8 protein-coding genes are annotated in these 11,967 nt (G+C 74.7%); 4 read left to right on the top strand and 4 right to left on the bottom strand.

Features of this window, described 5'->3' with window-relative positions:
- Positions 1-67: 67 nt before the first annotated feature.
- Positions 68-1,753, bottom strand: coding sequence for a septation protein SepH (sepH, locus tag IEZ10_RS05575; protein WP_189245370.1), 1,686 nt, complete (start codon positions 1,751-1,753; stop codon positions 68-70).
- Between the two features lie 574 nt (positions 1,754-2,327).
- Here sepH and IEZ10_RS05570 point away from each other — a divergent pair.
- Positions 2,328-3,596: a hypothetical protein gene (locus tag IEZ10_RS05570; protein WP_189245369.1), complete on the top strand. Its 1,269-nt coding sequence runs from the start codon at positions 2,328-2,330 to the stop codon at positions 3,594-3,596.
- Between the two features lie 144 nt (positions 3,597-3,740).
- On the opposite strand, the gene IEZ10_RS05565 is transcribed toward IEZ10_RS05570, so the two are convergent.
- Together IEZ10_RS05565 and IEZ10_RS05560 are read right to left on the bottom strand one after the other, a co-directional pair.
- Positions 3,741-5,057, bottom strand: a complete 1,317-nt coding sequence (locus tag IEZ10_RS05565; RefSeq protein WP_189245368.1) for a D-arabinono-1,4-lactone oxidase — start codon at positions 5,055-5,057, stop codon at positions 3,741-3,743.
- An 86-nt stretch (positions 5,058-5,143) separates the two neighbouring features.
- Positions 5,144-6,340, bottom strand: coding sequence for an MFS transporter (locus tag IEZ10_RS05560; RefSeq protein WP_189245367.1), 1,197 nt, complete (start codon positions 6,338-6,340; stop codon positions 5,144-5,146).
- Positions 6,341-6,465: 125 nt separating this feature from the next.
- Between IEZ10_RS05560 and IEZ10_RS05555 the strand changes: the two genes are divergently transcribed.
- Positions 6,466-7,782 (top strand): lytic transglycosylase domain-containing protein, encoded by a 1,317-nt coding sequence (locus tag IEZ10_RS05555; protein ID WP_229810975.1) that lies wholly within the window; start codon positions 6,466-6,468, stop codon positions 7,780-7,782.
- Positions 7,783-7,861: 79 nt separating this feature from the next.
- Here IEZ10_RS05555 and IEZ10_RS05550 read toward each other — a convergent pair whose 3' ends face one another.
- Entirely contained in the window at positions 7,862-8,842 is a 981-nt protein-coding gene (locus IEZ10_RS05550) for a ferrochelatase (protein ID WP_189245366.1), read from the bottom strand.
- A 240-nt stretch (positions 8,843-9,082) separates the two neighbouring features.
- Here IEZ10_RS05550 and IEZ10_RS05545 point away from each other — a divergent pair, with 240 nt between their 5' ends.
- On the top strand, positions 9,083-11,044 hold the full coding sequence (locus IEZ10_RS05545) for a S9 family peptidase (RefSeq protein WP_189245706.1): 1,962 nt from the start codon (positions 9,083-9,085) through the stop codon (positions 11,042-11,044).
- A gap of 71 nt (positions 11,045-11,115) precedes the next feature.
- The gene (locus IEZ10_RS05540) at positions 11,116-11,910 is read left to right on the top strand and encodes an inositol monophosphatase family protein (RefSeq protein ID WP_189245365.1); all 795 of its coding nucleotides are present in this window, start codon (positions 11,116-11,118) and stop codon (positions 11,908-11,910) included.
- Positions 11,911-11,967: the final 57 nt, after the last annotated feature.

Below are 11,967 nucleotides of genomic sequence, written 5' to 3'. Positions count from 1 at the left end.
CCAGGCACGGCGAACGGCGAGGCGGGGGTGACCGGACCGGTCACCCCCGCCTCGTCCCGTGTCGCGGTCAGTCCTGGCGCCGGGCGCCGAACATGATCTCGTCCCAGGTCGGCACCGACGCGCGCCGCCCCCTGGCCTTCTTCGCCGGCCGGGCCGGCGCGGGCTTGGGCGAGGCGGGCGGAGCGGGTGGGGCGGGCGGCGGAGCGGGCGGATCCGCGGGCTTCTCGGCCGGCGGCTCCTTCACCGCCGCGCCCGGCCGCGGCTCCTCCTGCGCCGGTTCGGCCCGCGAGCCCCTGTCGAGGCTGACGCGCGCCGCGGGCACCGCTATCGGGGCGTCGGCGACCGGCTCAGATCGGGATTCCTCCTCCTCCACCGGGGCGGCCGGGGCGGGCTCCGCGGGAGCGGCCTCGGATCCGCCGGTTCCGGCGTCCGATGCGGGCTCCGGCTCCGCGGCGGCCTTCGGCTCCTCCGCCGCGGCCGGTCCGCCGGCCGCGGACTCGCCGGCCTCCGCGACCTCGGCTCCGGCGGAGTCGGCTCCGGAGGGGCCGGGCGTGCCGGATCCGGGCGAGGCGAGCCCGGGGACGGCCGTGATCCGCGGGGACTGCGACGCGGGGGCGGGGGCGAAGATCTCCGGTGCGGCGGTCTCCGCGGCGGGCTCGGCGGTGCCGGCTCGCCCGGGTCCCGTCGCCTCCAGGGCCTCCAGGGCCTCCGGGGACTCTGAGGGCTTCGCGGCCTTCGAGGATTCCGCGGGCTCCGCGGGCTCCGCGGGCTTCGTGAGCTCCGCGGTCTTCGCGGGCCCCGTGAGCTCCGTGAGGTCCGCGGGCCTGGGGAGCTCCGGCGGCTCGGCGGGCCGTACCCGGATCACGGGCGTGACCGAGCCGGGCTCGGGCAGCCTGACCGGCTCGTAGGAGTCCGGGGCGCGCAGCGGCGGAACCGTCGGCCTGGGCGGGTCGAACCCGGCCGGGATCGGCGGCATCGGCGGCTGCTCGTACGGCACCGGCTCGGCGCGCGCGGCCGGCGGCTCGGCCTCGTCCGGCTCCGGCGCGTCGTTCCGCACGACCGAGGGGAACGACACCGGAGGCTGGCTCAGCGGCTCGGACGTCAGCGGCGGCACCGGCGCGAGCTTGGCCACGCGCGGCACGAACGGGGTGACCGTCGTGTCCTCGACCGGTTCGGTGTAGTCGCCCGACGACAGGCGCATGGCCTCGTCGTCGTGCGGGGTGATGTGCCGCCTGCGCGGATCGAAGATCCACTCAGCCCGGCGGGTGTGGCCGTTCCATACGAAACCGAGCTTGATCCGCCACAGGTTGTCGTCCCTCTTGGCCGAGTCCCAGTCGATCTCGTCGGCGGGCACGCCGCGACGGGTCAGCCGCTCGGCGACCAGTTCGCCGAGAGTGGGACCGGGAGCGGAGTCGCCCGGCAATCGCACGGCGCAGCGTTGCGCCTGCTGAGCCATGTACTCGCGTTCCTGGAGCACGGGGCCCTCGAACCACCGCACCCGCTCGACCGGGATGCCCGCCGTGGCGGCGATCTCCTCCGCGGTCTCGCCGGCGCGGATCCGGGCCTGGATCTCCTTGGGGCGCAACGGACTCTCCACTTCGATCTCGTACTGGCCGAGACGGGAGAAGTTGCCGCGGACGGCAGCGCGGAGCCGGTCGTCGACGGGCAGCGTGAACCGGGTGCCCCGGCCGGCCGTGGCCAGCACGAGGTAGGTTCCGTCCTCACTCACCGCGACGAGTCGGAGCTCCTGCATGCGAGTCCCTTCGTCGTCGTGCTCAATCTTCCCCCGGACCCATGAGTCTCTCGCGTGTGCCGGTTGCCTGCCAGCACCGTACCCGGCATGTCCGAACATCGCCTTCCTGGATGGGGGTCGCAGCGATGTGACGCCGGTCACATTTGCTCCATTCATCAACTTACAGGCCACCGGGATGGAGCAGCGGGTTTGAAGTGTCCCAACGGATTCTCTCCGATCAGCGAGAGCACCGCCGGGAACTTGGGGCAAGTGCCGGAAGGACGGGCGGAGAACGTGCCGCCCGCCCTCGGACGGGCGCGCCGGCGAGGGGCGCCCGAGGGGCGGGCCGGACCGGCCCGGCCGTCACCGGCGGTGGCGATTATGGCACCCGGTGTGGCGTGAAGCGATGGCGGGCCTGGTTGGCGGGAGAATGTCATCTCCGGCGGACTCCCTCGGGGTCGAGCGACGCGGGGCTCTGTGAATCTGCCTGTCGCACAGGTCACAGGAACAACAGGACACGCGGATGCGTCATTCTTCGGGGGAGCCTTTACGCACCCCTTTACCGAAAGCTCGTGAGAAGGGACTGATTCGGGGAATGGGCGGCGAGCAGAGGTTCGATCTGAGCCTGCCGCAGATCATCGGGGGAGCCCTGGCCACGATGACGGCGGCGGTGGCCGCCTCGTATCTCGGGGTCGCGGGCACGGTCATCGGCGCCGCCGTGATGAGCGTGGGCAGCACGGTCGGCGGCGCCGTCTACACCCATTACCTGAAGCGCACCGGCAGCCACCTGCCGTTCCTGTCCCGGCAGGAGGCCGGCGACGACCCGCCGAAGAAGGTCGAGGGCAACGGGGAGCTGGCGACGGCGGCGCTGGCCACCGTGCGCGAGGCCCCCGCGCGGACGCACGGCGGGGTCTCCGCGGCGCCGTACTCCGTGGCACCGGGCGGCGAGACCTTCGCGGCGCCGTACGGTGAGACCTTCGCGGCGTCGTCCGGTGAGACCCGTGCGTGGCGCTCCGGCGGGTCCGCCGGAGCGGATCCGGACGCCCCGACCTCGATGATGCCGGTCGTCGCGGCCTACGAGGGGACCGGCCCCCGGGGCGGGGCCGGGACCCGGGAGGAGACCGGAGACCCGGACGGCGGCACCGGCGACGCCGGAGACGCCGCCGCGCTGGAGGACCTCGTCGTGCTGGACGTCGATCCCGCCACGGCCGAGATCCCGGCGGCCGCGCCCGGCACGGCGGAGCTGTCCAGGATCACCGCCGAGCTGCCCGCCGCCGTGTCGGTCGCCGTGTCCACGGCCGCGGCCGGTACGGCCGGCCCTCCCGGGAGCACGACCGTCCTGCCCGCCGCCGGGCACCCGGGGGACGCCGGCGGGCCCGGCCGGGCCCGGATCTGGATGCTGGCCGCGACGGCGGTGATCACGTTCGCGGTGAGCATGGGCGTGATCCTGGGCTTCGAGAAGGCCACCGGCCAGCCCGTGGCGAGCACCGTCAAGGGCGAGCGGAGCTCGGGCACGAGCTTCAACCCCGGGCCGGTGGTGCGGCGCGAGGAGGCCCCCCCGGCGCGGGAGCGGGCGCCCAGGCCGTCCGACTCGGCTTCGGAGACGGCCCCGCAGGCGACCCCGGAACCGACCGCGACCCTGGAGCCGGACCGGACCGAGCAGCCGGGGTCCGGCGCCACGCCGGAGCCGACCGCCCCGGTGACCCCGAGCGAGGCGCCGGCCACGAGCCCCACCCAGGTCGAGCCGTCCCCGGCGCCCACCGGGAACCCGACCGGTTCGCCGGCCCCCGCCGAGACGGACGCCCCCGCCCAGGAGGACGTCCAGAACGGTGAGGCCGGGCAGGTCGCCCCGGCCGGGGAGTGACGCCGCGCGGCCGGTCCCCCCACGGGACCGGCCGCGCCCGGCAGGTCCGCCCGCACCGGCCGAGGGCCGCGACCCGCGCCCACGGGCCACCCGCCGCCGAGTCCGCCCGCACCGGCCGGACGACGGCTCGGCCCGGGACGGTTCTCAGCCCAGGACGGTGTCCAGGTAGTCGTTGGCGAACACCCGGCCCGGGTCGAGCGCGTCCCGCAGCGCCCGGAAGTCGGCGAACCGCGGGTAGGCCGAGGACAGGTAGGCCGCGTCCCGGGTGTGCAGCTTGCCCCAGTGCGGGCGGCCGCCGAGCCCGGTCATGATCTCCTCGACCTCCTCGAAGTAGGCCGGGTTGGGCGTCGGCCGATAGACGTGGCAGGCGATGTACGCCGACGGCCTGCCGTACGCGGTGGACAGCCACGCGCTGGAGGGCGGGGTGACCCGGACCTCGATCGGGAAGGTGATCCGCCAGCCGCGCCGCTCGATGAGGTCGCGCGTCTCGCGCAGCGCCCGGCCGAGGTGCTCGCGCGGGATCGCGTACTCCATCTCCAGGAACCGCACCTCCCGCACGGTGGCGAAGATCCGGTAGGAGGCGTCGGTGCGGGTGGAGGCGCTCAGCGCCGCGGCGGAGACCGTGTTGAGCCGGGGGATCAGGCCGGGGAGCCGTGCGCCGAGCGCGCACAGCGCGCCGAAGGCGGTGTTCTCCAGGAACCTCTCGTCCAGCCAGCGCCGGAACCCGCCCGGCGGGTCGGCCGGGCCCGGGACGCGGTTGTTGCGCTTGACCAGGCAGGCGTCGGTGTGCGGCAGCCAGTAGAAGTCCAGGTGGTCGTTCTCCGAGGCCAGCTCGTCGAGCGAGCCGAGGACGGCGCCGAGCGCCATCGGTTGCCGGACGCCGCGCAGCAGGAACGACGGCTCGACCCGGAAGGTGAGCGCGGTCACCACGCCGAGCGCGCCCAGCCCCACCCGGGCCGCGTCGAAGAGGTCCTGCTCGCTCACTCCGTCGCGGATCTTCCCCTGCCCGCCGTCGCGCACGGTGACGATCTCGCCGTCGGCGAGCACCAGCTCCATGGCGGTCACCTGGTCGGCGAGCCCGCCGCTGTGCCGTCCGGTGCCGTGGGTGCCGGTCTGCACCGCCCCGGCCAGGGTCTGGGCGGTGATGTCGCCCATGTTGGCCAGGGCCAGGCCCCTCCGGTGCAGCTCCTCGTTGAACGCGGCGAGCGTCGTCCCGGCCGCGGCCGTCACCTCTCCGTCGCCGGTCTCGCGGATCCCGGTCAGCGCGCCCGGCCGCAGCAGCATCCCGTCGGTCAGGGCCACCCCGGTGAAGGAGTGCCCGGAGCCGACCATGCGCACCCGGCGCCCCGCGGCGGCGGCGTCCCGTACGGCGCGGGCCACCTCCTCCGCCGAGGCGGGGGTGCGGATCTCCGCGGGCGTGGCGGACTGGTTCCCGGCCCAGTTGCGGAATGCCTCGCTCATGCTTCTCGCTCCTCGCCCGCCGGCGGGCGGGCGAGGTCACGCCGCGGCCGCCGGCTCACCTCTCCGACCGTGAACATGAACGATACTCATGATTTTGGCCCGGCGACAGGGGTTCGCAGCCAGGCGGAGCCGGCGGCGCCGATGGCCGCCGCCAGCAGCGCGCAGCCCAGGGGGAACACGTAGGCGTTCGACGCGCCGAACGCGTCGGTGAGCCGCCCGCCCGCCCAGGCCCCGAGCGCCACGCCGAGCCCGATGGAAGTGGAGAGCCAGGCCATGCCCTCGGTCAGCAGGGCGGGCGGCACCAGCCGCTCGACGAGCGAGTAGCCGGTGATGATCGTCGGGGAGATGGCCGTCCCGGCGACGAACAGCGCCACCGCCATCAGCCTCGGGTCGCCGACCAGGGAGAGCGGGACCATCCCGGCCGCGAACACCGCCAGGGCACGGGCGAACCGGCTGTTCAGCGTGATCCTCCACCGCCGCGCGCCGTACCAGAGCCCGGAGAACATGCTCCCGGCGGCGACGGCGGCGAGCAGCAGCCCGGCCGCGGGCTTGACGCCGCGCTCGTCGGCGAACGCCACCGTGATCAGGTCGACCGACCCGAACACCGCGCCCATCGCGCAGAACGCGGCCGACATCAGGGCGACCCCGGGGATCGTGATCGGGCTGCCCGCGCCGTTGCCCGCCGGGCGGACGGGCGGCTCGGTGCCGCGCTGCGCCGCGAAGGCGAGCGTGCCCACGACCGTGCAGACCAGCGCCACCACCAGGCCCGCGTACGGGTTCACCATCGTGGCCAGGGCCGTGACCAGCGCCGGCCCGGCCACGAAGACGACCTCGTCGGCGACGGACTCGAACGAGAAGGCGGCGTGCAGCCGGTCGGTCCCGGCCAGCAGATGCGACCAGCGGGCCCGCACCAGCGAGCCGAGCGACATAGCGGTCGCGCCGGTCGCGACGCCGGTGGCGAACAGGGCCCACCGGGGGACCGCGGGTGCCGCGCAGAGCATCAGGCCGGTCAGCGCGGCGCCGTGCGCCAGCACGAACGGCACGATTACCCTTGCCTGGCCGAACCTGTCCACCAGGCGCCCTGTCAGGGGAGCGGCGACGGCGAAGGAGAGGTTGACGGTGGCGGCGACCGCCCCCGCCATGGCGTAGGAGCCGGTGAGCGTCTGGATGAGCAGCACGACGCCGATGCCGAGCATCGACATGGGCATCCGCCCGACGAAGCCCGCGATGACGAACCCCTTGGCTCCGGGCATGCCGAACAGCCCTCGATACAGCCCGGCCACCGTAGGCTCCCCTCCCCGTTTTTCCGGCGTCGATCGTACCGAGGATTTCTCAGCGGCCCGTCCGGAGGAAAGCCATTTTTCGGACCGTGTCCCACTCCCGGCGTCTTGGAACTAATGTGAGCGCGGTGTCGCATGTTCCCCGGATGGGGGCGTTCGTCGCGGTGCTCGCCGCCGTGGTCGCCCTCGCGGTCGCCGGTGCCGCGGTGTTCCTCGTCACCCGCCCCGCCGAGCCCCTCACCGTCACCGCCGCCGAGTCCGAGGTCCGGGACCTGACCAGCCTGGTCCCGCAGCCCGTGAACCAGCCCGCCGGGGAACAGGTCCAGGTCCAGGCCCAGGGTCAGGACCGGAGCCGGCCGCAGGACCGGGGCCGGACCCCGGAGCCCGGGCCCACCCCGGCCGCCACCGGCGGGCCCGGCATCACCCTCACCCCGCCCCGGCTGCTCGTGGTCTCCCAGACGACGCTGCCCGAGAGGACCAAGGCCGACATCTCCCGCCTCAAGAACGTCCAGAAGATCGACTCCTTCGACGGCGGCGCGGTCAAGATCTCCGGGACGGGCCTCAACCTGCTCGCGGTCGACACCGCCCGCTTCCGCGCCTGGGCGCCGAAGGCCGTGGCCGCCCAGCCCGCGGTGTGGGAGGCGCTGGACCGGGGCGAGCTCGTCGCCGACGGCGGCGCGGCGCAACGGCTCGGCCTGGTTCTCGGCGCGCACTACCAGGTGGACGGCGGCCCGCTGCTGCGGGTCGCGGCCTCGGCCCGGTTCGGCCTGCCCGGCGTGGACGGCCTGGTGGGCGCCGAGACCGGCCGCCGCCTCGGCCTCCTCCCCGGCGTGGTGCTGCTGGTGAACGGCCCGGAGAACACCTCGGCCAAGCTGGGCTCCCTGGTGCGCAGGCTGGCCGGAGGGGGCACGCAGGTGATCACCCTGGGCCGTGCCCGCGCCGCGAGGCCGGCCACCGCCACGCCGGCGACCGGCGAGAACGGCGGCAAGGGCGGAACCGGGACCGCCTCCACCGAGAAGGACTCCGGCGGGGGCGCCTCCGCCGTCCGGCGCGTGCAGGTCGGGCGGCCGGGCAGCTACCTGGATCTGTACCGCAGGGCCGCCGCGGTCTGCCCCGGCCTGTCCTGGACCGTCCTGGCCGCGATCGGCCAGGTGGAGAGCTCGCACGGGCGGAACAACGGGCCCTCCTCGGCCGGCGCCCAGGGGCCGATGCAGTTCATGCCCGCCACCTGGAAGACCTACGGGGTCGACGGCGACGGCGACGGGATCGCCGACATCTGGAGCCCGTACGACGCCGTCCCGGGCGCGGCCAACTACCTGTGCGCCAACGGCGCCGGGCAGGGCGGCAAGAAGCTGGAGAAGGCCGTCTGGTTCTACAACCACTCCTGGGACTACGTCTCCAAGGTCATGTCGATCGCCCAGGCCTACGCCCGCACCTACCCCTGACCCCGGGCCCGCCCGCGAAAGGTCCCGGCCGACGACCGCCGTACGGCGGTCCCGTACGGTCCCGTACGGCGGCCCGCGCCTACCCCGCCTCGCCCGCCGCGGCGGAGCGGCGGAGCGGCGCCGGGCAGCAGCCGGGCGGGCAGTGGGCGGGCTCCGGCTCGGCCAGCAGCTCGCCCACCATCGAGACGAACCGCGGGTGGGTGCCGGCGGTGGCGGCCCTGACCAGCGGCAGGCCGATCTCCTTCGCCGTCTCCGCCGCCTCCACGTCGAGGTCGTAGACGACCTCCATGTGGTCGGAGACGAACCCGATCGGCACCAGCACCGCGGCCGGGGCGTCGAGCACCCGCAGGTGGTCGCAGACGTCGGGCTCCAGCCACGGGATGTGCGGGGCGCCGCTGCGGCTCTGCCACACCAGGTCCCACGGGCGGTCCCCGCCCAGCTCGGCGGTGACCAGGGCGGCCGTCCTGCGCAGCTGCGCCTCGTAGGCGCCGCCGTCCGGCCCGGCGGTCCTGGCCATCGACAGCGGGATGCTGTGGGCGGTGAAGACCAGCCGCGCGGAGTCGCGCAGACCGGCGGGGAGCCGCTCCAGGGCCTCGCGGGTGTGGTCGGCCATCGCCGCGACGAACCCGGGGTGGTCGAAGTAGTGGCGCAGCTTGACGACCTCGGGCGCGCCCTCGACCGCGGCCCTGGCCAGTGCGATGTCGTCGAGGTACTGCCGGCAGGCCGAGTAGGAGCTGTAGGCCGCGGTGACGAAGGCGGCGGCCTTGCGGACGCCGTCGGCGGTCATCCGCCGGAGCGTGTCCTCAAGGTAGGGGTGCCAGTTGCGGTTGCCCCAGTAGACCGGGACGTCGAGCGTCGGCTCGACGGCGGCGATCAGGTCGCGGCACTGCTGGTTGATCGGGCTGGCCCCGCCGAAGCGCTGGTAGTGCGCCTCGACCTCCAGCAGCCGCTCGCGCGGGATCCCCCGGCCCCGCACGACGTTCTCCAGAAACGGCATCACGTCGTCCGGCTTCTCCGGGCCGCCGAACGACACGACGAGAAGTGCGTCGTAAGTCCCCATGGAATTCATCCAACCGCATGCCGGGAAGTCCTTCTGCATGGTCACACCGGGGGATTCGGGTCCGGGCGCGTTCCCGGACGCCTCCCCCGCCCCCACCCGGGAGTCTTCTTCGTCACACTCCGCCTCCCTCCACCTTCCACCCCCTTTCCACCGCGTCCCGCGGGGCGTTCCGCCGGACGAGGGGGTATCCGGTCTCAGCGGCGACGGGAGTAGGTTCGGACCGTGACTCCTTTCAGTGACATGCGTGACTATGTCGGCACTCCCCGGCTGGTGTCCCTCCGCCTCTCTCCCGACGGATCCCGCCTCGCCGGCGTGGTCCAGGCCCTCAACCCCGACGGCAGGTCCTACGGGACGTCCCTGTGGGAGATCCCCCTCGACGGGCGCGCACCGTACCGGCTGACCAGGTCGGTCAAGGGCGAGAGCGGAGCGGAGTTCACCGCCGGGGGCGACCTGCTCTTCGGTTCGCGCCGCCCCGACCCGGCCGTCAAGGACCCCGACGAGGAGGCGCCCGCGCTGTGGCTGCTGCCCGCGGGCGGCGGCGAGGCGCGGCAGGTCGCCTCCCGGCCCGGCGGCGTGGCCGGGTTCGCCACCGGCGGGCCGACGGTGGTCTTCACCGCCGACGTGCTGCCCGGCGACGAGGCCACCGAGGACGAGCGGCGCAAGAGCCGCAAGGACGCCGGGGTCAGCGCGATCCTGCACGAGAGCGCCCCGGTGCGCTACTGGGACCACGACCTCGGCCCCGGCGAGACGCGGCTGTTCGCCGGCGCGCTCGGCGACGACCGGCTGACCGGGGTCAGGGACCTCACCCCGCAGCCGGGCAAGGCCCTGGGCAACGCCTCCTACGACGTGACGCCGGACGGCTCGGCGGTGGTGACCACCTGGGAGGTGCCGCGGCCCGGCGGTGACGTCCACTCCCGGCTCGTCGTGATCGGGACGTCCGGCGACGACGCCCCGCGCGTCCTCGCCGAGGAGGAGGACCACGACTTCGACGGCCCGGTCCGGGTCTCGCCCGACGGCCGGCTGGTCGCCTGCGCCCGCGCCCGCCGCGCCGACGGCGGCAACATCCCCGAGATCACCCTGTGGATCGTCGACCTCGCCACCGGCGAGGGCCACGCCGCCGGCGGCGGCCTGTGGCCGTCCGACGTCGTCTGGGCGCCCGACTCCCGCTCGCTGTACGTCGCCGCCGACCACCAGGGCCGCCGCCCCGTCTTCCGGGTCCCGGCCGACGGGTCGGAGCCGGTCCGGGTCACCGCCGACGACGGCGCCTACCTGTCGCTCGGCGCCGCGCCCGACGGCTCGGTCTACGCACTGCGCAGCGCCGTGGACTCGCCCGCCCGCCCGGTGCGGATCACCCCCGGCGGCGAGATCGAGGAGCTGGCCTCGCCGGTGCCCGTGCCGGAGCTGCCCGGCACCCTGACCGAGGTCACCGCGACCGCCGACGACGGCGCGACGATCCGGGCCTGGCTGGTGCTGCCCCGGGGCGCCTCGGCGGAGAACCCGGCGCCGTTCCTGCTGTGGATCCACGGCGGCCCGCTGTCGAGCTGGAACGACTGGTCCTGGCGGTGGAACCCGTGGATCATGGCGGAGCGCGGCTACGCCGTACTGCTGCCCGACCCGTGCCTGTCCACCGGCTACGGCCCCGAGATGATCCGCCGGGGCTGGGCGAACTGGGGGCCGCGCACCCACGCCGACCTGATGGCGATCACCGACGCCGCGCTGGAGCTGCCCGAGGTCGACGAGACCAGGACGGCGGCCATGGGCGGCTCGTTCGGCGGTTACATGGCCAACTGGGTCGCCGGGCACACCGACCGGTTCGCCGCGATCGTCACCCACGCCTCGCTGTGGCACCTGGACCAGTTCGCCGGCACGACCGACGCGCCGATGTACTGGCAGCGCGAGTTCGGCGCCCTGGGCGGCGAGCTGTACGACGCGCTCTCCCCGCACCTGTCGCTGGAGAAGATCTCCACGCCGATGCTGGTGATCCACGGCGACAAGGACTACCGGGTGCCGATCGCCGAGGGCCTGCGGCTGTGGTGGGACCTGCAGCGTTCCGACGTCGAGTCGAAGTTCCTGTACTTCCCCGACGAGAACCACTGGATCCTCAAGCCCGGCAACGTGGTCGCCTGGTACGAGACGGTCCTCGCCTTCCTGTCGCAGCACGTGCTGGGCCAGGAGTGGAAGCGGCCGGAGTCGCTGGCGTGAGGACGGACGACGGCCCCGGTACGGCGGGCCACAGCGGATGAGCGGTGAGTGAACGAGGAGGGGGGCAGGCCATGGAGACCTTCGTGACGTTCGCCCAGCTGGCCGAGGAGATCGCCCGGGAGGCCGGGGAGATGCTCACGGCCAAGCGGCCGGCCCGGCCGGAGGTGCTGGACACCAAGTCCAGCCCGACCGACGTGGTGACCGCGCTGGACCGGGCCTCGGAGGAGCTGATCCGCACCAGGATCAGGGCCGTCCGGCCCGACGACGCGATCCTCGGCGAGGAGGGCGGCTCGACCGGCGACGGCCGGGTCCGCTGGATCGTCGACCCCATCGACGGGACGGTCAACTTCCTGTACGGCCTGCCCGAGTGGGCGGTCAGCATCGCCGTCGAGGTCGACGGGGAGGTCGTCGCGGGCGCGGTCAACGTCGTGCCCCGGGGCGAGGTCTTCACCGCGGCCAGGGGCGAGGGCGCCTGGCTGGCGGGGGAGCGGCTGCGCTGCAACACCGGCGTGCCGCTGGACCGCGCGCTGATCGCCACCGGGTTCGGCTACGCCGCCGGGCGGCGCAGGGTGCAGGCCGAGGTGCTGGCCGAGGTGCTGCCCGCCGTACGCGACATCCGGCGGGGCGGGTCGGCCGCGTCCGACCTGTGCTCGGTGGCGGCCGGGCGGGTGGACGGCTACTACGAGCGCGGCCCGAAGGCGTGGGACTACTCGGCCGGCGGCCTCGTCGCCGTCGAGGCCGGGGCCAGGATCGGCGGGCTGAACGGCCGACCGCACGGCCCCGGGCTCACGATCTGCGCGGCGCCGGGCCTGTTCGAGGAGCTGCACGACCTGCTGGCGCCGCTGGACCCGGAGCGCGACGCCTGAAAGTCCCGCCCGCCGGACCCGGTGGGAGACGCCTGAAAGTCCCGGCCGCCGCCGGAC

The sequence above is a fragment of the Streptosporangium pseudovulgare genome (genome assembly GCF_014648055.1).
In the GTDB taxonomy this organism is placed as follows: domain Bacteria; phylum Actinomycetota; class Actinomycetes; order Streptosporangiales; family Streptosporangiaceae; genus Streptosporangium; species Streptosporangium pseudovulgare.
Note: the sequence above shows the minus strand (reverse complement) of the source record. Positions and strands in the feature narration are given on the sequence as shown.